The 24661-nt window shown below is 75.3% G+C and carries 23 protein-coding genes; 10 read left to right on the forward strand and 13 right to left on the reverse strand.

Features of this window, described 5'->3' with window-relative positions; genetic code table 11:
* Positions 1-5 precede the first annotated feature (5 nt).
* From O7633_RS05680 to O7633_RS05730, 11 genes are all read right to left on the reverse strand, one after another.
* Positions 6-1118, reverse strand: coding sequence for an ABC transporter substrate-binding protein (locus tag O7633_RS05680; RefSeq protein ID WP_282326548.1), 1113 nt, complete (start codon positions 1116-1118; stop codon positions 6-8).
* 126 nt (positions 1119-1244) lie between these two features.
* Positions 1245-1631 (reverse strand): nuclear transport factor 2 family protein, encoded by a 387-nt coding sequence (locus tag O7633_RS05685; protein WP_282326550.1) that lies wholly within the window; start codon positions 1629-1631, stop codon positions 1245-1247.
* Entirely contained in the window at positions 1631-1942 is a 312-nt protein-coding gene (locus O7633_RS05690) for a hypothetical protein (RefSeq protein WP_074473163.1), read from the reverse strand. Before O7633_RS05690 ends, O7633_RS05685 begins: the two co-directional genes overlap by 1 nt.
* The gene (locus O7633_RS05695; protein WP_282326553.1) at positions 1942-3018 is read right to left on the reverse strand and encodes a class I SAM-dependent methyltransferase; all 1077 of its coding nucleotides are present in this window, start codon (positions 3016-3018) and stop codon (positions 1942-1944) included. The genes O7633_RS05690 and O7633_RS05695 overlap by 1 nt, the downstream gene beginning before the upstream one ends.
* A gap of 94 nt (positions 3019-3112) precedes the next feature.
* Complete coding sequence (locus O7633_RS05700) at positions 3113-5122, reverse strand: FAD-dependent oxidoreductase (RefSeq protein WP_282326561.1); 2010 nt, start codon at positions 5120-5122, stop codon at positions 3113-3115.
* A 181-nt stretch (positions 5123-5303) separates the two neighbouring features.
* Positions 5304-5669: a DUF2470 domain-containing protein gene (locus tag O7633_RS05705; RefSeq protein WP_282326562.1), complete on the reverse strand. Its 366-nt coding sequence runs from the start codon at positions 5667-5669 to the stop codon at positions 5304-5306.
* On the reverse strand, positions 5666-6346 hold the full coding sequence (locus tag O7633_RS05710; protein ID WP_282326564.1) for a biliverdin-producing heme oxygenase: 681 nt from the start codon (positions 6344-6346) through the stop codon (positions 5666-5668). Before O7633_RS05710 ends, O7633_RS05705 begins: the two co-directional genes overlap by 4 nt.
* Positions 6347-7267, reverse strand: coding sequence for a heme ABC transporter ATP-binding protein (locus tag O7633_RS05715; protein WP_282326565.1), 921 nt, complete (start codon positions 7265-7267; stop codon positions 6347-6349).
* The gene (locus O7633_RS05720) at positions 7264-8361 is read right to left on the reverse strand and encodes an iron ABC transporter permease (RefSeq protein ID WP_282326567.1); all 1098 of its coding nucleotides are present in this window, start codon (positions 8359-8361) and stop codon (positions 7264-7266) included. Before O7633_RS05720 ends, O7633_RS05715 begins: the two co-directional genes overlap by 4 nt.
* Complete coding sequence (locus O7633_RS05725; RefSeq protein ID WP_282326569.1) at positions 8358-9476, reverse strand: ABC transporter substrate-binding protein; 1119 nt, start codon at positions 9474-9476, stop codon at positions 8358-8360. Before O7633_RS05725 ends, O7633_RS05720 begins: the two co-directional genes overlap by 4 nt.
* Complete coding sequence (locus tag O7633_RS05730) at positions 9473-10306, reverse strand: hypothetical protein (protein ID WP_282326570.1); 834 nt, start codon at positions 10304-10306, stop codon at positions 9473-9475. Before O7633_RS05730 ends, O7633_RS05725 begins: the two co-directional genes overlap by 4 nt.
* 193 nt (positions 10307-10499) lie before the next feature.
* On the opposite strand from O7633_RS05730, the gene O7633_RS05735 reads away from it, so the two are divergent.
* The 6 genes from O7633_RS05735 (at position 10500) to O7633_RS05760 (ending at position 16756) form a co-directional block, all read left to right on the forward strand.
* Entirely contained in the window at positions 10500-12011 is a 1512-nt protein-coding gene (locus tag O7633_RS05735; RefSeq protein WP_282326572.1) for an HtaA domain-containing protein, read from the forward strand.
* A gap of 66 nt (positions 12012-12077) precedes the next feature.
* The gene (locus O7633_RS05740) at positions 12078-13163 is read left to right on the forward strand and encodes a DUF916 domain-containing protein (protein WP_282326575.1); all 1086 of its coding nucleotides are present in this window, start codon (positions 12078-12080) and stop codon (positions 13161-13163) included.
* The gene (locus tag O7633_RS05745; protein ID WP_282326577.1) at positions 13160-13993 is read left to right on the forward strand and encodes a hypothetical protein; all 834 of its coding nucleotides are present in this window, start codon (positions 13160-13162) and stop codon (positions 13991-13993) included. The genes O7633_RS05740 and O7633_RS05745 overlap by 4 nt, the downstream gene beginning before the upstream one ends.
* Before the next feature lie 205 nt (positions 13994-14198).
* Complete coding sequence (locus O7633_RS05750) at positions 14199-15017, forward strand: CoA-transferase (protein WP_282326578.1); 819 nt, start codon at positions 14199-14201, stop codon at positions 15015-15017.
* Positions 15018-15043: 26 nt separating this feature from the next.
* Positions 15044-15784, forward strand: coding sequence for a CoA-transferase (locus O7633_RS05755; protein WP_348776335.1), 741 nt, complete (start codon positions 15044-15046; stop codon positions 15782-15784).
* Positions 15785-15973: 189 nt separating this feature from the next.
* Complete coding sequence (locus O7633_RS05760; RefSeq protein ID WP_282326580.1) at positions 15974-16756, forward strand: IclR family transcriptional regulator; 783 nt, start codon at positions 15974-15976, stop codon at positions 16754-16756.
* A 48-nt stretch (positions 16757-16804) separates the two neighbouring features.
* Here the strand turns inward: O7633_RS05760 and aceB are convergent, their stop codons facing one another.
* Positions 16805-18415 (reverse strand): malate synthase A, encoded by a 1611-nt coding sequence (gene aceB, locus O7633_RS05765; RefSeq protein WP_282326581.1) that lies wholly within the window; start codon positions 18413-18415, stop codon positions 16805-16807.
* The gene (gene aceA / locus O7633_RS05770) at positions 18412-19683 is read right to left on the reverse strand and encodes an isocitrate lyase (RefSeq protein ID WP_282326583.1); all 1272 of its coding nucleotides are present in this window, start codon (positions 19681-19683) and stop codon (positions 18412-18414) included. Before aceA ends, aceB begins: the two co-directional genes overlap by 4 nt.
* 197 nt (positions 19684-19880) lie before the next feature.
* Here aceA and O7633_RS05775 point away from each other — a divergent pair, with 197 nt between their 5' ends.
* From O7633_RS05775 to O7633_RS05790, 4 genes are all read left to right on the forward strand, one after another.
* Positions 19881-21305, forward strand: a complete 1425-nt coding sequence (locus O7633_RS05775; protein WP_282326584.1) for a short-chain fatty acyl-CoA regulator family protein — start codon at positions 19881-19883, stop codon at positions 21303-21305.
* Positions 21306-21432: 127 nt separating this feature from the next.
* Positions 21433-22086, forward strand: coding sequence for a cupin domain-containing protein (locus tag O7633_RS05780; RefSeq protein WP_282326586.1), 654 nt, complete (start codon positions 21433-21435; stop codon positions 22084-22086).
* 157 nt (positions 22087-22243) lie between these two features.
* Entirely contained in the window at positions 22244-23629 is a 1386-nt protein-coding gene (locus O7633_RS05785) for an amidohydrolase family protein (protein ID WP_278135948.1), read from the forward strand.
* Positions 23626-24660, forward strand: coding sequence for an ABC transporter permease (locus O7633_RS05790; protein ID WP_282326588.1), 1035 nt, complete (start codon positions 23626-23628; stop codon positions 24658-24660). Before O7633_RS05785 ends, O7633_RS05790 begins: the two co-directional genes overlap by 4 nt.
* Position 24661 lies beyond the last annotated feature (1 nt).

Here is a 24661-nt window from a genome sequence, read left to right on the forward strand (position 1 = left end):
TGCCGCTACTTGGCGGGGTAGTTGGCGGCCTTGTCGAGCACCGCGGCCTTGTCGAAGTCGTTGGCCCCGGCGAGCAGGCCCGGCTCCCACACGTCGCCGAGCTGCACGTCCCCGGTGATCTGGCCGGCCTCCTTGGTGTACGCCTGGGTCTTGGTCCACTCCTGGTCGCTGATCGCGCCCCAGTCGCCGAACTGGTCGGGCGTGCCCGAGGCCGGGGTGGCCGTCTTGAGCCAGGCGGTGAGGCTGCGGGTGTCGGCCGGCAGCTGGTCGGCGGCCTGCTTGCCGGCGAGGATCTGCGGGAACACCTGGTAGCCGATCCGCATGGCGGCCTCCGGGTTCTTCGCGGAGAACAGCATCGCCTTGTACGCCGCCCGCATGAACCGGGTGTAGACGTCCTTGTTGTCGTCGAGCTTGCGGGCGCCGACGGCGAAGCTCAGCGACCGGATGCCGTCGAAGGCGTCGGGGTTGTCGAGATACTTCAGGCTGATCCCGGAGTTCTCGATCACCGCGTACGCCTGGGTGTAGAGGGCCAGCATGTCGACCTTGCCGTCGTTGAGCGCGGCGGCGGCCGGCGCGCCGACGCCGACCGGCAGCAGCTCCACGTCCTTGGCAGGGTCGAGGCCGGCGGCGGCGACGAAGGCCCGGGCGTACGGCGCGGAGCCGGAGGCCAGGCTGATCACGCCGATCTTCTTGCCCTTGAGGTCGGCGCCGCCGGTGAGCGTGCTGTCCGGCTTCACCGCCATCACCCACGGCCAGTTCTGCACCAGGCCGCCGATGGCCTTGACCGGCACGTTCTTCTCGACCGCGCCGAGGATGGAACCGCTGTCGGCGGCGGTCAGGTCGGCGCTGCCGGAGGCGACCGCCTGGAGGGCGGCGACGGAGCCGTCGGTGTTGATCGTCTCGACGGTGAGCTTCTCCTCGGCGAAGTAGCCGAGCTCCTTGGCGACCGCGTAGACGGCCACCTCCTCCTTGGGACCGATGACCGCGGAGGCGATGGCGAAGGTCAGCTTCGCCGGTTCCCCGTCCTTGGCGGCCGCGTCGTCGCCGGAGCCCCCACATCCGGCCAGGGCCAGCGCGGCGACCAACACCGCCGGCAGCACACCCCACTTCTGCTTCATATCGACACCTCGTCCTCAGGGTTTTCGGGTAGGGAAGATCGACCGCGCGGGATCCACGCGGCGGGTGGGACGGTTCGGTGGGGCCGGCCGTGGCACGGCCGGGTGGGCCGGGCGGCCCGGGGAGGTTCAGCGGGACGGGTCCCGCCGCGCCACGGCGGTGGCGAGGTCGTTGTAGACGTGCTGTTCGACGATCAGCCCGTCGCGCAGGACGAACACGTCGGCGTAGCGGATCCCGTCGAACGGCTCGCCGTCGGGCCACTGCCCGTACAGCCGGCCGAGGGAGGTCACCGAGACGCCGTCGTCGGCGGCGACGCCGACCAGGTACCGGTCGCGGTGCTTGCGCACCCACCGGTAGGTGCCGGTCGCCGCCGACGCCAGCTCGGGCAGGGAGGCGAAGCGACGCCCGCCGGGGAAGACGATCAGCGCCCCCGGGGCGAGCAGCCGGCCGGCCCGGTCGAGGTCGCGGTCCTCGCAGAGTTGCAGGTAGTGGTCGACCAGCCGGGCGGCGTCCATCAGCCGCTCTTGCCGCTCAGCGCCGCTTCCCACTGGTCGCGCAGCGGGTGCTCGGCCGGGCCCTGCTCGGTGAGGATGCGCATCAGCCGGGTCAGCAGCAGGTCGCGCTCCCGGTCGAGCACGGCCTGCCCGTCGGCGTCGGCGGTGAAGCCGTCGAGGTCGCCGGGACCGAGCACGGCGCGGCGGACGAGCAGCTGTTCCAGCGCCCGCAGCCGCTGCCGGTCGACGTGCAGCTCGGTGGAGAGTTGCAGCACCAGGTCGAGCAGCTTGCCGAGGCGGGGGTCGCCGAAGTAGTCGAACTCGGTGCTCATCACGCCTCCGGCTTCGTCGCGGCCAGCACGGCCCAGGGGAAGTGCCACTCGACCCGGTCGCCCCAGCCCTCGGGGCGTACGCCGTCGCGGCGCTCGTCGAACGGGGTCCAGCTCGCGTCGACCAGGCCCGCCTCGGCGCAGACGGCGAGCAGGTCGGAGCCGAACAGCGCGTGGAAGAACGGCTCGTTGTTGCGCTCGGCGTGCTCGTAGACGGTGGCGTCGCGCAGCGGGTCGCCGGTGAGCTGGAACTCCAGGAAGCGCAGCGCGCCGCCGGGCTTGAGCAGGCGGGCCGCCTCGACGATCGTCTCCCGGATCGCCTCGGCGGGCATCTCGTGCAGCACCATCGTGCCGGTGACCACGTCGCAGGAGGCGTCGTCGAGGCCGGTGGCCCGCCCGTCGGCCTGCCGGTAGTCGATGGCCAGCCCCTGCGCCTCGGCCTCGGCGTGCGCCAGGCGCAGCCCGGGCGCGGCCAGGTCGACGCCGACGACCTGCGCCGACGGGTAGCGGCCGACCAGCGGGCGGGTGCTCTTGCCGAACCCGCAGCCGATGTCGACGACCCGGGTGGCCGCCGGCAGGTCCGGCAGCGCGGTCTCGGTGAACAGCCGGTGGAACTTGTAGCCGTCGTTGTCGCGCAGCATGACGATGCGCGCGCCGAACTCGTAGACGTAGGCGGACATGTCGTCGGAGAAGAAGCCGCCCGGCTGGATGTGGATGTCGTAGTCGGTGTACCAGGCGGGCAGGTCCAGGTCGGGGTCGAGGGTGAGCGCGCCGAGCGGCTGCGCCGGCACCTCGGCGAGCTGGGCGGCCAGCTCGTCGCGGCGGCCCAGGACGGCCTCCCCGGCGGTCTTCCACAGCATCTTCTGCTGCACTCGCTCCAGGTGGCTGAACCACGGGTAGAGCGGCAGGTCGCGCAGGGTCGCGCCGGCGTCGGCGATGGTGGCCGCCGGTTCGCCGGTGGCGGCGTACTCCCGGGTCAGGGCGGGGTAGACGGTGTCCGCCCAGCGCTTGCGCAGGCCGAGGACGAAGTCCACGGCGGAGCGTTCGTCGAGGGTGAGTCGATCCTCGATGTCCAGCATGGGGATCTCCTTGCGTCGCGCCGGCCCGGTGAGGCGGGCGGCTCGGTGAGGGGATGCTCGGGTCGGTGCCGGCGGGGGTCCGCCACCGACGTGGTCAGTAGGCGAGGGCCACCGCGGCGGCGTCGGGGCTGTCGTGGCGGCCGAGGAACGCGCCGGCGTACCGGCCCTCGTAGACCGCTTCCAGCGTGGTGCGGGGTGCGTTGGCGTCACCGACGAGGTGGATCCGGGGTCCGTCGGGTGCCGCGTCCAGGTGGCGGAACAGGGTGTCGTCGGCGGCCGGCGGGCCGGCGTCGACGACGGCGGTGACGTCGTCGACGGGCACGTCGACGCCGGCCAGGGGGCCGGTCAGGGCGACCGTGCCGCCGTCCACCACGCGGACGGTCCGCAGTGGATGGACGACGACACCGAGTTCGGTGAAGCGCCGCAGCAGCGCCAGTCGGGAGTAGGTGGTGATCCGGGCGGCGAGGCTCGCCGTCGGGGAGACCAGGTGCACCCGGGCGCCCCGCCGGGCCAGCGCCTCGGCGACGGAGGACGCGGCCCAGGTGCCGTCGTCGTCGAGGACGACGTACGCGCCAGCGTCGGGCGCGGCGAGCAGGTCGACCGCCTGCCACAGGTCGAGCACGGGCGGCCCGCCGGGCAGGGCGCGGCGGGCGGGGCGGGAGCCGGTGGCCACCACCACGTCGTCGTAGCCGCCGTCGCGTGCCCCGGCGGCGGTGACCCGGTGGCCGAGGAGGAGCTCGACGCCGGTGGCGCGGGCCTCGGCGGCGAGGTCGCGGGTGAGCAGGCCGAGCCGCTCCCGGCCGGGCACCCGGGCCGCGACGCGGACCTGGCCGCCGAGGTCGTCGGCGGCCTCGGCGAGGGTGACCCGGTGACCGGCGCGGCGGGCGGCGGTGGCGGCGGCCAGGCCGGCCGGTCCGCCGCCGACCACCAGGACCCGGCGGGGCGCGGTGGGCCGCCGCCAGGCCGAGGCCCACTCCCGCTCGACGCCGACCTCGGGGTTGACCACGCAGGTGATCGGCAGGCTGGCCTCGACGCGGGCAATGCAGCCCTGGTTGCAGGCCAGGCAGGAGCGCGTCTCGTGCTGCCGGCCCGCGGCGGCCTTGCGGACCAGGTGCGGGTCGGCGATGTGCGGGCGGGCCAGGCCGACCAGGTCGGCCTCCCCCGCCGCGATCAGCTCGGCCGCCTCGGGCAGGCTGTCGAGCCGGCAGACGGCCAGCACCGGCAGGTCGGGGAACTCCCGGGAGAACCGGGCGGCGTGGTGGCGGAAGGGCGCGTGCCCGAAGCTCATGTCGGCCATCTGGGTGGCCAGCGACCAGCTGCCGTGGTAGGCGGAGTGGCTGACGTGGACGTAGGCCAGCGGGTGCTCCGCGCGCAGCCGGGCGACGATCTCCACCATCGCGTCGGGGTCGAGTCCGCCGGGGAGGAACTCGTCGGCGCTGATCCGCAGCCCGACCGGCAGGTCGGCGACGGCGGCGTGCACGGCGGCGAGCACCTCGTGGGTCAGCCGCATCCGGTTGGCCAGGCTGCCGCCGTAGTCGTCGGCGCGGCGGTTGGTGTGCGGGGAGAGGAACTGCTGGAGCAGGTGCCCGTGTCCGGCGTGGACCTCCAGCCCGTCGAAGCCGGCCCGCCGCATCCGGCGGGCGGCGGCGGCGAACGCGTCGACGACGGTGGCGAGGTCGCGGCGGCCCATCGCGTGCGGCACGTGCGCCCCGGCGGCCCAGGCCACCGGCGAGGACGACCAGGCGGCGGTGCGGGTGGCGTCGCCGTTGGCCTGCCGGCCGGCGTGCATGATCTGGGCGAAGATCCGTGCGCCGTGCTCGTGCACGGCGTCGGTGACCCGCTGGTACGCCGGGACGCTCGCGTCGGTGAAGCTGCCGAGGCTGATGCTGCGTCCGGCGCTGGTGGGGTGCACCCGGATCGCCTCGGTGATGATCAGCCCGGCGCCGCCGCGGGCCCGCTCGGCGTGGTAGGCGGCGAGCCGGGCCGTCGGCTCGTTGTGCAGGCCGAAGTTGGTGGTGTGGCCCGGGACGAAGACCCGGTTGCGCAGGGTCAGCGACGCGAGGCGGACCGGCGAGAGGAGCTTCCGCAGCTTCTCGTCCGCCATGCGCGGGCCTCCTGTCTGGACCTACCGACCCCCGACCGCAGACCGTTCGGGTGAACCGTACGCCGTTCGAACAAGAGGAACGCTAGGACCGCCGTTCACCTTCCGTCAATGACTTACCGATCAGTAACATCACTTGAGACCGGGCCTTGACCTGCTGTTTCTCTCAGCCGAACGGGGCGGCTCAGCCGGCGCGGCGCGGCGGCACGCCGAGCGCGTCGCACGCCTGCTCGTACATCCGGACCACCTCCCAGCGGATCTCGGCCCGCTCGCTGATCCGCCGGGCGAACGGGATCCGCACCGGCACCTCGATGCCGTCGACGGCGACGGCGAAGTCCATGCCGTCGGCGTCCAGCCCCGTCGCCCGCGCCCGGGTGGCGTCCGGGCAGCCGCCGAGGGCGCGGCAGATCAGCAGCGAGTCGTCGGCGTGGTCGGCGTTCATGTGCCCGCAGACCGCGCGCACGGTGTCGGCGTCGAACGGCTGCCCGGCGTCCGCGTCGGGCGGCTGCCCGGTGCCGTCGGGCGCGGGTCGGTGCGACCGGCCGCTCACGCCACGGCCTCCGTCGCCCCGGCGTCGGCGACGGCGTCGGGCACGTGCCGGGCCAGCGCGGCGAAGACCGCCGTGTTGTGCCGGTACGCCAGCAGCACCTCCTCCAGCAGGGCGGCCTCGGCCGCCGGGTCGAGCGGCAGGGCGTCCAGCCGTGCCCGGTAGGCGTCCTTGTACGCCTTCGGCCGGGTGATCCGGTCGAACGCGTAGAAGGCGGCCCCCGCCTGCGCGCTCAGCCCGTACCGCCGGGCGACGGCCCGGCCGATGTGCCGGCCGCCGGAGAGGTCGCCGAGGTAGCGGGTGTAGTGGTGGGCGACGAAGCGCTCCGGGGAGGTGGTGGCGACGGCGCGGATCCGGTCGGCGTAGGCCAGCGTCGCCGCGTGGGGTGCGCTCCGCCGCGCCCAGTCCGGCCCGACCAGGTGGGTCAGGTCCGCCTCCAGCGCGGGCAGCCGGGTCAACGCGTCGTCGACGAATCCCCCGGCGAGCGGGTCGTCGCGCATCGCCTCGGCGGCCGACTCCAACGCCTGGTAGAGGGCGTGGTGCTGCACCACGAGGTCGACGTAGCCGGCGAGGTCCACGTGCCCGGCGACCAGCGCCGTGACGTAGTGCTGGCCCTCGGCGGCGGCGTGGGCGCCCTGGCTGGCGGCCCGCAGCCGGGCCGAGAACGGGACTGTGCTCATCTATTCCTCCGGAGGGGTGCGGTGGGCCGGGCCCCGACGGCGGGGCACGACCAGCGGCAGGCGGGTACGCGGGTGCGGCACGACCTCGACGTCGTGCCGGTAGACCTCGCTGAGCAGCGGTGCGGTCAGGACGGTGGCCGGCGCGCCGGTGGCCCGGACCCGCCCGTCGGCGAGCAGGGTCATCCGGTCGGCGTACGCCCCGGCCAGGGCGAGGTCGTGCAGCACCACCACGACGGCGTCCCCGGCCTCGGCGCGGTCGCGGGCGATCCGCATGACCAGCTCCTGGTGGCGCAGGTCGAGGGCGGCGGTCGGCTCGTCGAGCAGCAGCACCCCGGCCCGCTGTGCCAGCGCCCGGGCCAGCGCCGCGCGGGCCTGCTCGCCGCCGGAGAGGGTGGGGAACGGCCGGGCGGCGAACCGGATCACGTCGCAGCGCCGCATGCTCTCGGCGACGACCGCGTCGTCGTACGCCTGCTCGGGCCGCCCGACCCAGGGCGCGCGCCCCATCCGGACGACGTCGACCACGGCGAACGGGAAGCTCAGCGTGTGCCGCTGGGTCAGCACCGCCCGGCGCATCGCGAGTTCCACGGCCGACCACCCGGCCGGGGGACGGCCGTCGACCTCCACGCTCCCGGTCGTGGCCGGCAGGTCGCCGCTGACGGCGGCCAGCAGGGTCGACTTGCCCGCGCCGTTGGGGCCGACCAGGGCGTGCACCTCACCGGCGCGGACGGCGAGGTCGACGCCGTCGAGCACCGGCCGGCCGGCGCGTTCGACCCGCAGCCCGGCGGCCCGGATCCGGACGCTGCCCGGCGTCGCCGGGGCCGGCGGCTGCGCTGCCGCCCGCCGGCCGAGCAGGCGCAACCGGGCCCGCCCGCGCGGGACGGCTCCGCCGCCGGAGGGGGTCGGCGTGCCCCGGCCGGTCACGCCCAGCCCCCCGCGCGGTCCCGCGTGCGCCGCAGCAGCCAGAAGAACGCAGGCCCACCGACGACCGCGGAGAGCACGCCCAGCGGCAGTTCCTGGTAGTCGACGAGGGTCCGGGCGGCGAGGTCGGCGGCGATGACCACGATCGCGCCGCCGAGCGCGCTGGCCGGCAGCAGCAGCCGGTGCCCGGGGCCGGCGACCATCCGGACCAGGTGCGGCACGACCAGGCCGATGAAGCTGATGATGCCGGTGAAGGCGACCGCCGCCGCGCCGAGCAGGGCGGTGACCACGATCATCCGGACGCGCAGCCGCTCCACGTCGACGCCGAGGTGCCGGGCCGCCGGCTCGCCGAGGGCGAGCAGGTCGAGCCGGCGGGCGTCGGCGAGGGCGGCCACCAGGCCGACCGCGAGGCAGGGGGCGGCAAGCCCGACGGCCGACCAGCTCGCCTGGGCGAGGCTGCCGAGGTTCCAGAACGCGATGGCCTGCACGCCGGACTCGTCGGCGACGAACATCAGCAGCCCGATCGCGGCGCCGGCGACGGCGTTGACGGCGACGCCGGTGAGCACGAGGGTGACCACCTCGGTCCGGCCGCCGGAGCGGGCGAGCGCGTAGACCAGCCAGGTGGTGACGAGCCCGCCGGCGAACGCGGCGGCCGGCACCGTCCAACCGCCGAGGACGGTGACGCCGGTGACGATCGCCAGGGCCGCGCCGAGGGCCGCGCCCGCGGACACGCCGATGACGCCGGGCTCGGCCAGCGGGTTGCCGAAGACGCCCTGCATCACCGCCCCGGAGCAGCCGAGCGCCGCGCCGACCACGGCGGCGAGCGCCACCCGGGGAAAGCGGACCAGCCACAACGCGCTCTCGCCGTGCGGGGCGGCCGGGCGGGGGCCGACGTCCAGGCCGAGCCGGTGCAGCACCGAGCCGAGCACCTCCGCCGGGGCGATCGCCACCTGCCCCCGGCCGGCGGCGAACAGGGCGGCCAGCAGCAGGCCGGCGGTGAGCCCGGCGAGCAGCAGCGCCCCGCGCCGGGGCCGGCGTCCGCGGGCGCCGCCGGGGGCGGCCTCCACGGCGGCCGGTGGGGTGTCGGTGGCGGTCACGACCGGCCCCGGCAGTGCAGCGCGTCGGCCAGCGCCCGCACGACCCGGCCGGAGCGGGTACCGAAGGTGAGCAGGACGCCGTCGTCCATGTCGACGATCCGGCGGGCGGCCCCGGCGGGGGTCTGCGCCACCCCGGGGAGCCTGAGCAGGCCGTCGACGCCGCCGACGGACGCCAGCCCGCCGCTCATCACCAGGATCACGTCGGGGGCGGCGTTGATCAGGCCCTCGCTGGTCAGTGGCCGGAACTTCGCCAGGCCGATCGCGGTGCCGGCGTCCACCCCGCCGGCCGCCTCGATCATCGCGTCGGAGCCGGCGCCCCGGCCGCCGATGAGGTAGACCCCGGCGGTGCCGCGCAGGTAGAGGAAGGCGACGCGGGGCGACGCAGCGTCGGGCACGCCGTCGCGGGCGGCGGCGATCTCCCCCTGGACCCGGGCGACGAGCCGCTCGCCGGCCTCGCCGACACCGAGCGCGGCGGCGATCGCCCGCACGTGCGCGGGCACGGCGTCGAGGGTCTGCTCGGCGGCGACGAGGACGACGGGGATGCCGGCGGCCCGCAGCTGGCGCAGCGTCTCGGGTGGACCGATGCTGTCGTCGGCGAGGACCACGGTGGGGGCGAGGGCGAGCACCGCCTCGGCGGACAGGTCGTGCCCGGCGGGGGTGACCACGGGCAGGCGCGCGGCGGCCGGGAAGGTGGTCGAGGTGTCCCGGCCGACGACGTTGCCGCCGAGCCCGAGGCTGAACACGATCTCGGCGATCGAGCCGTAGAGGTTGACCGGCAGGATCCGCGTCGCGTCGGTGACCGTGGTGGCGACGCCGTCGGCGGAGGCGACGGTGACCGGCAGGGCCGGTTCAGGAGCGGGGTCGAGCGGGGTGACGTCGGTGTCGGGCAGGGCGGCGGTGACCGGGCCGCAGGAGGTGGCCGACGGGGTCGTCCCGCCGGCGGCCGGCGCGCCGGCGCAGCCGGCCAGGGCGCCGGCGAGCAGCAGCAGGACGGCCAGCAGCGCGCGGCCCGGGCCGGGCGGCCCGGCCCGCCGGGTCAGGGCGCGCCGGGTCGATGCCCGGTCGGTCACGGGGCGGCGGGTCGACGCCCGGTCGGTCACGGGGCCGTGGGTCACGGGGCGGCCCTCCGCCGGCGTCGGCGCAGGCCGGCGAGCAGCGTCAGCCCGAGCAGGGGCAGGGCCAGCGCGGCGAGCCACCAGCCGCCGATGCCGGAGGCGGCGCTGACCCGGGTGACCTGTGCGGCGGGGTCGGTGCCCGCGGCGACGGCACCGCCCGTGCCGGTGGGGGCCGGTGCCGCGTTGGCGGCGGGCGCGGCGGTGACCGGGGCAGCGGCCGAGGCGGCGGGCGGCGCGGTGTTGGTGGTGGTGCGCGCGGCGGGTCCGGCGCCGCCCGGGCCGGCGGCTCCGGTCGTGGCCGGGGCGGCGCTGGTGCGGGCCGGGGTGGCCGCCGCGGCGAAGGTGATCGGCACCCGGACGTCCTGGGACCGGTCGGCGGGGCGGGTGTGGTCGGCGCGGGTGGCCACCACGCACCGGCGGACGGTGCAGTCCACGTCGCCGATGCGGGTGCCGACGGTGAGCGTGACCCGGAACGACCCGCCCGTGCCGTAGGGCTTCGCCAGTCCCTCCCCGTAGGACGGTGGGTTGGACGAGATCCAGTGCGAGGCGCCGGTGCTCCCGGTGGTGTCGGCCCCGCCACCGCACGGGCTGGGCGCGACGCCGGCCCCGTTGTCCACGCAGTAGGCGACGTAGATGCCCTTGGTGACGTCGTAGCCGGTGCCGGAGACGGTGACGCTCGCGCCCGAGCGGGCGACGCCGCCGCTGGGCGTGACGGTGAGCGCCTGGCCGCCGCTCCCTCGCCCGGTGCCGGCGTGGGCCGGTGCCGCGCCGGCGGCGACACCGAGGGTGATCAGTGCTGCGGTCAGGACGGCGCGACGCAGTGCTCGCATCAGGCTCCCCACATGACGGATCAGGTCGGTTGACACACCGACCGTGACTAAGGTTTGCCTAACCTAAGCGATGGATCTGCAGTTCACAAGGGGTTCTTCGGGTCAAGATCTTCAACCCGTCGCCCCTGTGCCGCGGTAGTTAGGTTTGCCTAACCTCAACCACTGTCCGTATTGGGCGTGAGAAAGGAACAGCATGGTCCGATCCAGAACCGGTGCCGGCCGGTGGCGTTCGCTGCGGTGGGCCGCGGTCGCCCTCCTCGGCGCCTCGGCCGCCCTCGTCGGCGTCACCCCCGCCTCGGCGGCCGGGGCCGACATCAGCACCGGCAGCCTCACCTGGGGCTTCAAGGCGTCGTTCCGCAGCTACGTCAACACCGGCAACGGCAACCCGCCGATCGCGGCGAGCAACGGGGCCAGCATCAACGCCGACGGCACCTTCACCTTCCCGGCGACGGGCGGCACGTACGACGCCGGCACCGGCGCCATCGACGCCAGGTACGGCGGGACGGTCGTCTTCTCGTACCCGGCGCACATGTTCACCATCACCCTGGCCAACCCGACGGTCGCCGTCTCCGGCGGCACCGCCGCCCTGAAGGCGGACGTCGACCTGGCCACCACCGCCGCCGAGCCGGTCTCGGTCCGCCAGGCCACCATCGCCACCATCGCCGTCACCGACGGCAACCCCGGCGGCAGCGGCGGCACGGTGACCGCGACCGGCCTGGCGGCGACGTTGACCGCCGAGGGCGCCAGTGCGTTCAACGGCTTCTACGCCGCCGGCGCCGCGCTCGACCCGCTGTCGTTCACCTTCTCCACAGGTGGCGGCGGCGAGCCGGCCGGCCCGTCGGTCGCCGTCGCCCCGTCCACCGGCGTCGACCCCGCCGGGGCGACGATCACGGTCGAGGGCAGCGGCTTCGACCCGGAGGCCAACGGGGCGGCCGGCATCTACGTCTCCTTCGGTCCGAAGGTCGACGAGCACTGGACGAACGCCGGCGTCCTCCAGGTCACCAAGTGGGTGAACAAGACGAACGAGCCGACGGAGGCCCGCGACCGGCTCAACGCCGACGGCACGTTCCGCACCACCCTGCCGATCAGCGCGGTCTACACCGACCGCACCGGCGCGCAGGTCGACTGCACACAGGTGCAGTGCTACGTGATCACCTTCGCCGCCCGTGGCTCGGCCGACCGGAGCCAGGACACCTTCACCCCGGTGACGTTCCGCAGCGCCCCGGTCGGCGGCGGAGGCGACGCCGACCAGCAGATCACCGCCACCGTCACCGGCGGCGCGCTGACCCTCGGCGTGGCCGGCTCCACGGTCGCGCTGCCGGCGGTCAGCAACGGGCAGGTCACCAGCGGGGCGCTGAACACCGCCACGGTGGCCGACCTGCGCGGCACCAACGCCGGCTGGAGCCTGGTCGGGCAGGTCTCCGACTTCGCCTCGGCCGGCGGCGGCAGCATCGACGCGGACAACCTCGGCTGGGTGCCGAACGCGTCCGTCGTCACCGACGGCCTCGCCGGCACGCCCGGCGTGGTCACCCCGGGCGCGGCCGCCGCGCCCGGTGCCGGCCTGGGCACGGCGCGCGCGCTGTGCACCTCGGCCAGCGGCGCGAGCAACGGCACCTTCGGCTGCGGCGCCCAGCTCAACCTCGGGATCCCGGCGTCCGCCCCGGCGGGCGACTACACCGCGGTCCTGACGCTCACCCTCTCCTGATCACGGCACCACGGTGGGGCGGGCTCCGCGCCCGTCCCACCGGCCCGACCACCTGCGGAGCCCGGCATGCCCCTGCCCACCGCCCTGTCCCGGGCGAGCGTCGCGCTCGCCGCCGCGCTGCTCGCGGCGACGGCCCTGCCCGCGCCGGCCGACGCCGCGCCCGCCCCGTCGCCGAGCGTCGACGCCGCCGACCCGACCGGCGCGGCCCGGTGGGCCGTGCAGCCGTCGAGCGCCAAGGGACCCACCGGGCGCAACTACTTCATCTACGACCTGGCCCCGGGCAGCACCCTGACCGACCACGTCGGCATCACCAACCTCGGCGACCGCCCGCTCACCTTCGACGTGTACGGCACCGACGCGTACACGACCGCCGACGGCGCGTTCGCGCTGCTGCCGGCCGACCAGCCCGCCACCGACGTGGGCTCGTGGATCCGGTTCGAGCGACGGGCCTGGACGGTCCCGCCCGGCAAACGGGTCGACATCCCGTTCCGCCTCGCCGTGCCGGCCGACGCCACCCCGGGCGACCACGCCGGCGGGGTGATCGGCGCGGTCGCCCGCGCCCGGACCACCGCCGACGGGCAGCGGGTCCTGGTCGACCAGCGCCTCGCCGCCCGGGTCCACCTGCGGGTCGACGGCCCGGTGCGCCCCGCCGTCACCGTCGAGTCGGTCGACGTCTCCTACGCCAACCCGGTCGACCCGTTCGCCGGCGGCGACCTCGTGGTCCGCTACCGGGTGCGCAACACCGGCAACGTCCGGGTCACCGGCAGCGGCACGGTTCGCGTCGCCGGGCCGTTCGGCTGGGAACAGGCCCGCACCTCCCCCACCGACCTGCCGGAGCTGCTGCCCGGGGGCACCGTCACCGTCACCGAGCGGATCACCGGCGTGCCCCCGCTGCTGCGGCTGACCGCCGAGGTCGACCTCGCGGCGGCCACCACGGACACCGCGCTGCCGCCGGTGCTGCGCTCCGCCGGGGTGTGGGCCCCGCCGTGGGTGCCGCTGGCGCTGCTCGCGGTGGCCGGCGGCTGGGGCGGGCTGCGGTGGTGGCGGCGTCGCCGCGCCCCCGGCGACGGTGGGCGGGCCACGGCGGACGATGTGCGGCCCACCGTGGACGGCAGACAGGCCACGGTGGACGCCGGGCCGGCGACGGCATGACCGCCCGGACCCGCGCCGGCGTCCCGCTGGCCGCAGCCGTGGCCCTGGCCCTGGCGCTGGCACCCACCGCGGCCGGGGCGACCGAGGGCGGGCCCGGCGTCGCCGTGCCCGCCGGGCCGCTGCGGGTCGGGCAGCGGGTGCTGGTCGACCTCGACGGCTGGCCCGCCGGCACGGCGCAGGCCGAGGTGTGCGGCAACGCCGCCCGGCGCGGGGCGCTGGACTGCGCGACGGGCGACGCCACGCACGCCCAGGTGCCGCCGTCCGGCCACGCCCGGCTGCCGCTGCGGCTGGCCGCCCCACCGGTGGCCTGCCCCTGCGTGCTGCGCGTCCGGACGCCGACCGGCACGGCCGCCGCCACCGCCGACCTGCCGCTGACCGGGGTGGACGCGCCGCCCGCCGCGCCGGGCGTCCCGGCCACGCTAACCCTGGAGTCGTTGCGCGCCGACGACCGGTCCGGGCCACGCGGCTGGTTCGGCCTGCCGGGCGAGCTGGCGCTGGGGTTCACCCTGCGCAACCCCGGCACCGAGGACGTGACCGACCCGCCGTTCACGCTGCTGGTCGGGCCCCCCGGGCGGGCCCGGACCATCGTGGCCGCCCCGGCGGTCGGCACCGTCACCGCCGGGGCGACCCGCGACTACCGGGTCACGGTACCCACGGGCGCGGCCCCGTACGGCCGGTACGAGATCGACGGTCGGATCGAGGTGCCCGGCGGCCCGGTCGCGTTCACGGTGGAGGCCGCCCGGCGGCCCTGGGGCCTGCCGGTGGCCGCGGCGGTCCTCACGGCGGCGCTGCTACTCGCCCGACGGGGCCGTCGGGCGCCGGCCCGGTGACCCGTTTCCGCAGCTCGGAGATCGTGCCGACCGCGCCGCTCGCCGCCTGCCTACGCGGTCGGGAGGTGCACGGCCGCCCGCCCGGCGCGGCGCCGCGGCCCCGTTGACGGCCGACGCCGCCGCGCACTACGTTCGAGATGGGCACACCCGTCCGCATTCCGAACGCCGGCGCGGACGCCACGACGGCACAGAAGGCGGGAGGCCGATGGCGAAGATCGTCTCGCTGGCCGACGGGATCGCGGAGCTGGTGCACGACGGGGACGTGGTGGCCCTGGAGGGGTTCACCCACCTCATCCCGTTCGCCGCCGGTCACGAGATCATCCGGCAGGGGCGGCGCGGCCTGACCCTGGTGCGGATGACCCCGGACGTCATCTACGACCAGCTCATCGGGGCCGGCTGCGCCAGCCGCCTCGTCTTCTCCTGGGGCGGCAACCCCGGCGTGGGCTCGCTGCACCGCTTCCGCGACGCCGTGCAGCACTCCTGGCCCGCGCCCCTGGAGCTGGAGGAGCACAGCCACGCGGGGATGGCCAACCGCTACGTCGCGGGCGCCTCCGGCCTGCCGTTCGCCGTCCTGCGCGGCTACACCGGCACCGACCTGCCCCGGCACACCGCCACCGTCCGCACCGTCGACTGCCCGTTCACCGGCGAGACGCTCACCGCGCTGCCCGCGCTGCGCCCCGACGTGACCGTGGTGCACGCCCAGCGCGCCGACCGGGCCGGCAACGTGCAGCTGTGGGGCATCACCGGCGTGCAGAAGGAGGCCGTGCTGGCCGCGCGCCGGTCCCTGGTCACCGTCGAGGAGCTCGTCGACGAGCTGACGCCGGTGCCAGGGCAGGTCGTCCTGCCCGGCTGGGCGGTCACGGCGGTGGCCCGGGTGCCCGGGGGCGCGCACCCGTCGTACGCCCAGGGTTACTCGGTCCGCGACAACGAGTTCTACCGCGACTGGGACGCGATCAGCCGGGACCGCGACGCCTTCCGGGCCTGGATCGCCCGGCACGTGCTGGCGACGGAGGTGCCGGCGTGAGCGCGGCGGGCTGGTCGGCCGACGAGATGATGACGGTCGCCGCCGCCCGGCAGCTACGCGACGGCACCGTCTGCTTCGTCGGCATCGGCCTGCCCAGCACCGCCGCGAACCTGGCCCGCGTCACCCACGCCCCCGGCCTCGTGCTGGTCTACGAGTCGGGCTGCCTCGGCGCGAAGCCCGACCGGCTGCCGCTGTCCATCGGCGACGGCGTCCTCGCCGACACCGCCGACGCGGTCGTCTCCGTGCCGGAGGTGTTCAACTACTGGCTCCAGCCCGGCCGCATCGACGTCGGGTTCCTCGGCGCGGCCCAGCTCGACCGTCACGGCAACCTCAACACGACGGTCATCGGCGGCTCCTACGCCGACCCGGCGGTCCGTCTGCCCGGTGCCGGCGGCGCACCGGAGATCGCCGCGTCCTGCGGCGAGGTGGTCGTCATCGTCCGGCAGAGCAGGCGCACGTTCACCGACCGCGTCGACTTCGTCACCTCCGTCGGCTACGGCGCGGGGCCGGACGACCGGGCCCGGCTCGGGCTGCGCGGCGGCGGCCCCCGCATGGTGATCACCGACCTCGGCGTCCTCGAACCCGACCCGGCCACCCGCGAGCTGACCCTCACCCGGCTGCACCCCGGCGTCACCGTCGCGCAGGCCCGGGCGGCGACCGGCTGGCCGCTCGCCGTCGCCGACGGGCTGACCACCAACGAGCCACCCACCCCCGCCGAGCTCGCCGCGCTGCGGGCCCTGCGGGCCACGTCGAGGGCGACGACCTGACCCGTGACGTGCACGTGCGCGCCGCCGTCCGCACCCCCGTCGGCCGCCACGGCGGCGGCCCGGCCGGCGGCGCGGCCGCGCGAGGCGCGGGGGCACCGGTGCCTGCCGTGGCGGGCGGCGAGGCTACGCTGGCCACCGACGGTGACCGGGCGCTCAGGCCGCCCCGGGAGACCTGCGGCAGGAGACCGAGTGACCGACGCGGCGCGATCCGGGGAGTTCGTCCAGTCGCTGGAGCGCGGCCTGGCCGTGATCCGCGCGTTCGACGCCGAGCATCCCCGGCTCACCCTCAGCGAGGTGGCGCGGGCCACCGGGCTGACCCGGGCCGCCGCCCGGCGCTTCCTGCTCACCCTGGTCGAGCTGGGCTACGTGCACACCGACGGCCGGCTGTTCTCGCTGCGCCCACGCGTGCTCGACCTCGGCTACGCCTACCTGTCGGGCCTGAGCCTGCCGGAGGTCGCCCGGCCGCACCTGGAGGCGCTGGCCGCGCAGGTGCGCGAGTCGTGCTCGGTGTCGGTCCTCGACGGCGACGAGGTGGTCTACGTCGCCCGCGTCGCCACCAGGCGGATCATGACGGTGGGGATCAGCGTCGGCAGCCGGTTCCCCGCGTACGCGACGTCGATGGGCCGGGTGCTGCTCGCCGCGCAGCCCGCCGACTGGCTGGACGACTACCTCGCCACGGCGCGGCTGCGGCCGTTGACCCGGCACACCGTCACCGACCCGGCCCGGCTGCGCGCCGCCCTGACCACGATCGCCGCGCAGGGCTACGCGATCGTCGACCAGGAGCTGGAGGAGGGGTTGCGCTCGCTGGCCGCGCCGATCCGCGCGGACAACGGGTCGGTGGTCGCCGCGATCAACGTCTCCGCGCACGCCAGCCGCGGCTCGTTCGAGACGATCCGCACGGAGCTGCTGCCGCCCCTGCTGGCCACCGCGAAGCGCGTCGAGGAGGACCTGGCGGCCGGTCCGGGCCGGTGAACCGGCACCGGACCGGCCCGCCACCGCGTCGGCGGCGGATGGTCCGGCTCAGCGCGCCGACGCCGCGGGCCGACGGCCCGGGCCGAGGTGCCGGGCGTACGCGCCGGTGGTGAAGAACGCCGGCAGGTCCTCGCCGAACGCGGTGTCCTCGACGACGCGGGCGGCCCGCTCGGCGCGCTCCCGGTCGGCGGCCCCGCGCCCCGTCACCAGCTCGGCCAGCTCCTGCGCGAGGATGCTGCGGACCAGCTCGTCGGTCACGCAGCCGCCGTCGGCCAGCGGGGTGCCGTGGTGCAGCCACTGCCACACCTGGCAGCGGGCGATCTCGGCGGTCGCCGCGTCCTCCATCAGGTTCCACAGGGCGACCGCCCCGGCGCCGCCGAGCCACGCGTCGATGTAGCGCAGCGCGACCGCGATGTTGGCGCGCACGCCCGCGGCGGTGACCTGGCCGGGGGTCTTGTCGACGGCGAGCAGGTCGGCGGCGGCGACGGCGACGGCGTCCCGGAGCCGGTCGAGCTGGTGCGGGCGCTCGCCGAGCACCGCGTCGAACTCCTCCCGGCAGGCGGCGACCAGCCCCGGGTGGGCGACCCACGAGCCGTCGAAGCCGTCACCGGCCTCGCGCCGCTTGTCCGCCCGCACCCGGTGCAGGGCCACCTCGTTGACCTGCGGGTCCCGGCTGGGGACGAACGCGGCCATCCCGCCGATGGCGTGTGCGCCCCGCCGGTGGCAGGTGGCCACGAGCAGCTCGGTGTACGCCCGCATGAACGGCACCGTCATGGTGACCTCGGCCCGGTCGGGCAGGACGAAGTCCGGCCACTGCCCGAAGTTCCTGATCACGCTGAAGATGTAGTCCCACCGCCCGGCGTTCAGGCCCGCCGAGTGCTCGCGCAGCTCGTAGAGGATCTCCTCCATCTCGAAGGCGGCGGTGATCGTCTCGATGAGGGTGGTGGCCCGGATGGTGCCGCGCGGCAGGCCCAGGCGCTGCTGGGCGAAGACGAAGACGTCGTTCCACAGCCGCGCCTCGTGGTGGCTCTCCAGCTTCGGCAGGTAGAAGTAGGGTCCCGCGCCCGCGTCGAGCTGCCGCCGCGCGCAGTGGAACAGGTAGAGCCCGAAGTCGACCAGGCTGGCCGGGATGGGCCGCCCGTCCACCGCGATGCCCTTCTCCACGAGGTGCCAGCCGCGCGGCCGCACGACGATCGTGGCCAGCTCGTCGCCGAGGGCGTAGCGCCTGCCGCGCGCGTCGGTGAAGTCGATGCGCCGGTCCAGGGCGTCGATCAGGTTGAGCTGGCCGGCGACGACGTTGTGCCAGGTCGGCGAGGTGGCGTCCTCGAAGTCGGCGAGCCACACCCGGGCCCCGGAGTTGAGCGCGTTGACGGTCATCTTGCGGTCGGGCGGCCCGGTGATCTCGACCCGCCGGTCGAGCAGGCCGGGCGCGGGCGGGGCCACCCGCCAGGTCGGGTCGGCGCGGATCGCGGCGGTCTCGGGGAGGAAGTCGGGGAGCTGGCCGGTGGCGTACCGGTCCCGACGGGCGCGGCGGGTGTCGAGCAGGGCCACCCGGCGGGCGGCGAACTCGCTGTCCAGCTCGACCAGGAACTCCAGCGCCGCCGGGGTGAGGACCTCGTCGAACCGGTCGGCCAGCGGACCGATGATCTCGTATCTCATGCGAACTGCTCCTCCTCGGTGGAACCGCGCAGGGCGGTGGTCTCGGCGGCCGGGTTGAGCACGGTGCTGATCAGGTCGAAGTAGCCGGTGCCGACCTCGCGCTGGTGCTTGACGGCGGTGTAGCCGGCCGGCTCGGCGGCGAACTCCCGCTCCTGCAACGACACGTAGGCGGGCATGCCGTCGGCGGCGTAGCCGCGGGCCAGGTCGAACATCGAGTAGTTGAGGGCGTGGAAGCCGGCCAGGGTGATGAACTGGAACTTGTAGCCCATGTGGCCGAGTTCCCGCTGGAACTTGGCGATGGTGGCGTCGTCGAGGTGCTTGCGCCAGTTGAACGACGGCGAGCAGTTGTAGGCGAGGAGCTGGTCCGGGTGCTCCGCCTTGATCGCCTCGGCGAAGCGCCGGGCGGTCTCCAGGTCGGGGGTGGAGGTCTCCATCCAGAGCAGGTCGGCGTGCGCGGCGTAGGCCAGGCCCCGGGCGATGCACGGCTCGATGCCGTTGCGCACCCGGTAGAAGCCCTCGGCGGTGCGCTCGCCGGTGACGAAGGGCCGGTCGCGCTCGTCGACGTCGGTGGTCAGCAGCGTGGCGGCCTGGGCGTCGGTGCGGGCGATGACGACCGACGGCACCCCGGCGACGTCGGCGGCGAGCCGCGCCGCCTCCAGGGTGCGGACGTGCGCCCCGGTGGGGACGAGCACCTTGCCGCCGAGGTGGCCGCACTTCTTCTCGGCGGCGAGCTGGTCCTCCCAGTGCACGCCCGCCGCGCCGGCCGCGATCATGGCGGTCATCAGCTCGTACGCGTTGAGCGGCCCGCCGAAGCCGGCCTCGGCGTCGGCGACGATCGGGGCCAGCCAGTCGGTGCCGTCCCCGTCGCCCTCGGCGGTGGTGATCTGGGCGGCGCGCAGCAGGGCGTTGTTGATCCGGCGCACCACGGCGGGCACGGAGTTGGCGGGGTAGAGGCTCTGGTCGGGGTAGGTGTGCCCGGCGAGGTTGGCGTCGGCGGCCACCTGCCAGCCGGAGAGGTAGATCGCCTTCAGCCCGGCCCGGACCATCTGCACGGCCTGGTTGCCGGTGAGCGCGCCCAGCGCGTGCACGTAGTCCTCGCTGTGCAGCAGCCGCCACAGCCGCTGCGCCCCGTGCCGGGCCAGGGTGTGCTCCTCCTGGATCGCCCCGCGCAGGCGCACCACGTCCTCGGCGCGGTAGCCGCGGCGCACCCCCTGCCAGCGGGGGTCGGTCGCCCACTCGGTCCGCAACTTCTCCACGGCGTTCTGCATGATGTCGTCTCCTCGGCTGTCGTGACGCCGGCGCTCCGTCGTGCCGCCCAGCGGCGTGACCGCGGTGCCCGTCCGGCGTGTCGCCCACGGTCACACGGCGTCGGCGGCGTGGTCGAGGGGCGGAAGAAGCCAAGTTCTGAGAAGTTCGCGCCCCGTCTTGCGAAGTTGCGAAGGGTTATATTTGCAGCCTGCCAACGGTGCTGGGCTGCCGAAAGAGCGACGAGGAGGTGAGCGCGATCAGCAAGACCTTCGCGGGCGCCCGGCTGCGCCGGATGCGCGAGGACCGCGCGCTGAGCCAGTCGCACCTGGCCCGCCTGCTCAACATCTCCCCCAGCTATCTCAACCAGATCGAGCACGACGCGCGCCCGTTGACGGTGCCGGTGCTGATGCGGATCACCGAGGTCTTCGGCGTCGACCCGACGGTGTTCGCCCCGCGGGACACGCCGCGGCTGGTCGCCGGGCTGCGCGAGGCGCTCCCGGGGCGGCCGAGCGTCGCCGACCTCACCGAGCTGGCGACCCGGCTGCCGGAGGTCGCCGAGGCCGTCCTCGACCTGCACCGGCGCTCCCGGCAGGCCGACGAGCAGCTCGCGGAGCTGCTCGGCGACCGGGAGACGATCGGGCGCAGCCCGCACGACCGGGTGACCGAGTTCTTCTACCGGCGGCAGAACTACGTGCCGGACCTCGACGAGGCGGCGGAGCGGCTGGCGGCGGCCATCGGGCTGCGCCGCGGCGAGGTGCGCTCCGCGTTGCAGGACCGGCTCGCCGAGCGGCACGGCGTGCAGGTGCGCCGCGACGACGCCACGCTGCTCGGCGACGAGCTGCACCGCTACCGGCCGCAGACCCGCACCCTGCACCTGTCGACGTCGCTGCGGGCCGGGCAGGAGGCGATGCGGATGGCGGCGCAGATCGCGCTGCTGGAGTTCGCCGACGTGATCGACGAGATCGTGGAGGAGGAGCGCTTCGACGACGTGCAGACGCAGATCCTCACCCGGGTCGGCCTGGCGAACTACTTCGCCGCCGCGCTGATCCTGCCCTACGAGCGGTTCCTGGCGGCGGCGGAGCAGCGCCGCTACGACATCGACCTGCTCACCCAGCACTTCGCGATGGGCTGGGAGACGGTCTGCCACCGGCTCAGCACCCTGCAACGGCCCCGCGCGCGGGGGGTGCCGTTCTCGTTCGTCCGGGTCGACCGGGCCGGCAACCTGTCCAAGCGGCAGTCCGCCACGGGTTTCCCGTTCTCGCTGACCGGCGGCACCTGCCCACTGTGGAACGTCTACGAGGCGTTCAGCTCCCCCGGCCGGGTCGTCGTGCAGGTCGCGGCGATGCCCGACGGGCAGCGCTACCTGTGGATCGCCCGCACCATCACCCGGCACCACGGCGGCTACAACCAGCCGGGCAAGGTCTACGCGATCGGGCTGGGCTGCGAGACCCGGCACGCCGAGCGGCTGGTCTACTCCGCCGGGATCGACCTGTACGCGGCCGACGCGACCACGTCGATCGGCCCCGGCTGCAAGACCTGCGAGCGGATGACCTGCCCGCAGCGCGCCGCCGCGCCGATCACCGGCCGGCTGGACCTGGACGAGAACCGCAGCACCTTCATCCCGTACCCGTTGAAGGGCTGACCCGGCCGGCTGCCGGCCGCGGGCCGCGGAGGCCCGTCGGGGCGGGCCGGTGCCCCCGCGTCCCCCCGTCGGGCCGTAAGATGAGCACACTTCAACGTGATTCGAGAGCTGTAAAGGGGCACTCAACGTGACCGAGTTGGACGCCGTCGGCGGCCGGATCCGCGCCGCGCGGCAGGCCCGGGGGATGTCCCTGCGCGCGCTCGCCGAGAAGGTCGGCGTCTCGGCGAGCATGCTCTCGCTGCTGGAGAACGGCCGGTCGCGCTCCTCGATCCCCACGCTCTACGCCGTGGTCGAGGCCCTGGACCTGTCGATGGACGAGCTCTTCTCCGGCGCCCAGTCGCCCCCGGAACAGCCCCCCGCGCCGACGGCCGGGCCGCCCGCGTGGGGCGGCGGCACCGCGCCGACCGGGTCCGAGCTGCTCGTGGTCCGGGCCGGCAACCGGCGACGCATCGAGATGGAGACCGGCGTCGTCTGGGAGCAGCTCGGCCACAACGAGCAGGACGGCGTGGAGTTCATGCTGGTCACCTACCCGCCGGGGGCGAGCTCCAGCGACTCGGGGCGCTACCAGCGGCACAGCGGCCTGGAGTGCGCCCACGTCATGCAGGGCGAGCTGACCTGCAAGGTCGGCTTCGAGGAGGTCACCCTCGGGGCCGGCGACAGCCTGACGATCGATTCGTCCCGTCCGCACCTGTTCGAGAACAACGGGAGCGTGGACATGAGGGCCGTGTGGCTGGTGTTGCGGCACCGGGACCCCGGCCTTGGCGGCCCGCCGGCCCGGTAGCGATCCACCGCGATAAGTGTCCGTCAACAGGATGTTAAACAAGACTTGACACGCCTGTGACGGCGATCGCATCATGGGGACCGCCGATCCACCGTCCCGCACTCCCGGATCGGACACACACACCACCCCCCTGCGGGCGTCTGTGGAGGTCCCTTACATGCCCAACCTGCTTCTCGCCGGCGGAATCGTCGTCACCTGCGCCGGCCCCAACGAGGTGCTGTGGCCCGGTGACGTCCTCGTCCGGGACGGACGGATCGCCGCGATCGGCCGCGACCTCGACGTCCCCGACGCCGAGCGGATCGACGTCAGCGGCCGGATCGTGATGCCCGGCCTGGTCGACACCCACCGGCACACCTGGCAGTCCGTCGTCCGCAACATCGCCTCGGACTGGACCCTCGACCAGTACCTCGTCGGCCTGCACGCCGGCCTCAGCCGGTACTTCCGCCCGGAGGACACCTACGCGGGCAACCTGATCGGCGCGCTGGAGGCCCTGGACTCCGGCGTGACCACCCTGCTCGACTGGTCGCACAACCTCTTCACCCCGGAGCACACCGACGCCGCGATCGACGCCCTGGAGGAGGCCGGCCTGCGGGCCGTCTTCTCGCACGGCGGCGGCGCGCCGCAGTGGGGCGGCGTGATGCCGTCGCCGGTGCCGCACCCGGCCGACGACGTACGCCGGCTGCGCTCCGGCCGGTTCGCCGCCAACGACGGCCGGGTCACCCTGGGCCTGGCCCTGCGCGGCCCCCAGTTCTCGACGATGGACGTCACCGTCGCCGACTTCGCGCTCGCCCGGGAACTCGACCTGCGCGTCTCGGTGCACGTCGGCGACGGGCACTGGGGCAAGACCAGGCCGGTCCACCGGATGAACGCCGCCGGGCTGCTCGCCCCCACCACGACCTACGTGCACTGCAACACCCTCGCCGAGGACGAGCTGAAGCTGATCGCCGACACCGGCGGCAGCGCCTCCGTCGCCACCGACGTGGAGATGCAGATGGGCCACGGCTGGCCGGCGACCGGCCGGCTGCTGGCGGTGGGCGTCCAGCCCTCGCTCTCGGTCGACGTGTGCAGCTCCATCGGCGGCGACATGTTCACCACGATGCGCACGACGCTGGCCGTGCAGCGGGCCACCGACAACCACGCGGCCGTCGAGGCCGGCGAGGCCCCCGAGCGGGTTAAGCTCGCCTGCTCCGACGTGCTGCGCTTCGCCACCATCGAGGGCGCGCGGGCCAACGGCCTCGGCGACGTCACCGGCTCGCTGGAGGTCGGCAAGGCCGCCGACATCGTCGTCCTGGCCGGCGACACGCTGGCCACCACGCCGGTCAACAACCCGTTCGGCACCATCGTCTACGCCGCCCACCCCGGGCTGGTCCGCGACGTGCTCGTCGACGGCCGGTTCGTCAAGCGCGACGGCAGGCTCGTCGGCGTCGACCTCGACCGGCTGCGGGCCCTCGCCGAGGCGTCCCGCGACCACGTGATCGGCTCGATGGCGGGCGCCGAGATCGGCGGCCGGTGGCAGCCCGAACCGAAGCTGAACCTGGCATGAGCCTGCTCGGACTGCCCCTCGCCGGCGCCGCGCCGCAGCCCGTCGCGGTGCGCGCGACCGACCCGCTCGGCCCCCGCCTGCTCGGCTGGCCGACGAGCCGGGCGGCGGCGGCCGTGGTCGTGCTGTTCGCGGTGAGCGCCGTGCTCTCCGGCGCCAGCGTCGGCCGCACCGCCCTGCTGGCGATGCTGCCGTTCGCGGCGCTCACCGCGATCGTCGCCGTGGGGCAGACCCTCGTCGTCCAGCAGGCCGGGCTCGACCTGTCGGTGGCCGGCGGCATCTCCCTCGGCGCCCTCGTGGTGGCCCGCTACGGCGACGCCGCGCAGTGGGGCCTCGGCACCGCGATCGCCGTGGCACTGGCCGCGACGCTGCTCGCCGGGCTGGTCAGCGGCCTCGTCGTCACGGCCTTCGGGCTGCCGCCGCTGGTCGTCACCATCGCCGTCAACGCGGTCCTGATCGGCCTGGTCCAGTTCCTCTCCGGCGGCTACAGCGCCCAGGCGCCGCCGGCCCTCACCGAGTTCGCGGTCGGGCGCACGCTGGGCGTGCCCCACCTCGTGCTGGTGGCCGCCGTCGTCATCGTGGCCGCGCAGCTCGTGCTCAAGGGCACCGTCGTGGGCCGGCGCTTCGAGCTCGTCGGGGCCAACCGGCTGGCCGCGCACGCCGCCGGCATCAACACCCGCCGGTACACGATCTCGGCGTACGCGCTGTCCGCGCTGCTCGCCGGCGGCGCGGGCGTCCTGCTCGCCGGGTTCCTGCGCACCACCACCAGCTCCGCCGGGGACGCCTACCTGCTGCCGTCGGTGGCCGCCGTGGTGCTCGGCGGCACCGCGCTGACCGGCGGGCGCGGCAGCCTCACCGGAACGGCGCTCGGCGCGCTCTTCCTCGGCCAGCTCAACCAGCTCGTCCAGACCTACACCCAGACCACGGCCGTGCAGAACATCGTGCAGTCCGTGATCATCGGCGTCGGCATCGTGGTGCAGCTCAGCATCGCCACCCGGCTGCGCCGCCGGGCGATCCGCCGCAATCCCACCTGAC

It is taken from the genome of Micromonospora sp. WMMD712 (assembly GCF_029581295.1).
GTDB lineage: Bacteria > Actinomycetota > Actinomycetes > Mycobacteriales > Micromonosporaceae > Micromonospora > Micromonospora carbonacea.

What these genes read in the sequence shown, in the direction of transcription:
- O7633_RS05730 (WP_282326570.1), bottom strand. Translation starts at nt 10,306, where the DNA reads ATGCGAGCACTGCGTCGCGCCGTCCTGACCGCAGCACTGATCACCCTC.
- O7633_RS05750 (WP_282326578.1), top strand. Translation starts at nt 14,199, where the DNA reads ATGGCGAAGATCGTCTCGCTGGCCGACGGGATCGCGGAGCTGGTGCAC.
- O7633_RS05785 (WP_278135948.1), top strand. Translation starts at nt 22,244, where the DNA reads ATGCCCAACCTGCTTCTCGCCGGCGGAATCGTCGTCACCTGCGCCGGC.
- aceA (WP_282326583.1), bottom strand. Translation starts at nt 19,683, where the DNA reads ATGCAGAACGCCGTGGAGAAGTTGCGGACCGAGTGGGCGACCGACCCC.
- O7633_RS05680 (WP_282326548.1), bottom strand. Translation starts at nt 1,118, where the DNA reads ATGAAGCAGAAGTGGGGTGTGCTGCCGGCGGTGTTGGTCGCCGCGCTG.
- O7633_RS05690 (WP_074473163.1), bottom strand. Translation starts at nt 1,942, where the DNA reads ATGAGCACCGAGTTCGACTACTTCGGCGACCCCCGCCTCGGCAAGCTG.
- O7633_RS05700 (WP_282326561.1), bottom strand. Translation starts at nt 5,122, where the DNA reads ATGGCGGACGAGAAGCTGCGGAAGCTCCTCTCGCCGGTCCGCCTCGCG.
- O7633_RS05685 (WP_282326550.1), bottom strand. Translation starts at nt 1,631, where the DNA reads ATGGACGCCGCCCGGCTGGTCGACCACTACCTGCAACTCTGCGAGGAC.
- O7633_RS05735 (WP_282326572.1), top strand. Translation starts at nt 10,500, where the DNA reads ATGGTCCGATCCAGAACCGGTGCCGGCCGGTGGCGTTCGCTGCGGTGG.
- O7633_RS05755 (WP_348776335.1), top strand. Translation starts at nt 15,044, where the DNA reads ATGATGACGGTCGCCGCCGCCCGGCAGCTACGCGACGGCACCGTCTGC.
- O7633_RS05740 (WP_282326575.1), top strand. Translation starts at nt 12,078, where the DNA reads ATGCCCCTGCCCACCGCCCTGTCCCGGGCGAGCGTCGCGCTCGCCGCC.
- O7633_RS05790 (WP_282326588.1), top strand. Translation starts at nt 23,626, where the DNA reads ATGAGCCTGCTCGGACTGCCCCTCGCCGGCGCCGCGCCGCAGCCCGTC.
- O7633_RS05695 (WP_282326553.1), bottom strand. Translation starts at nt 3,018, where the DNA reads ATGCTGGACATCGAGGATCGACTCACCCTCGACGAACGCTCCGCCGTG.
- O7633_RS05745 (WP_282326577.1), top strand. Translation starts at nt 13,160, where the DNA reads ATGACCGCCCGGACCCGCGCCGGCGTCCCGCTGGCCGCAGCCGTGGCC.
- aceB (WP_282326581.1), bottom strand. Translation starts at nt 18,415, where the DNA reads ATGAGATACGAGATCATCGGTCCGCTGGCCGACCGGTTCGACGAGGTC.
- O7633_RS05710 (WP_282326564.1), bottom strand. Translation starts at nt 6,346, where the DNA reads ATGAGCACAGTCCCGTTCTCGGCCCGGCTGCGGGCCGCCAGCCAGGGC.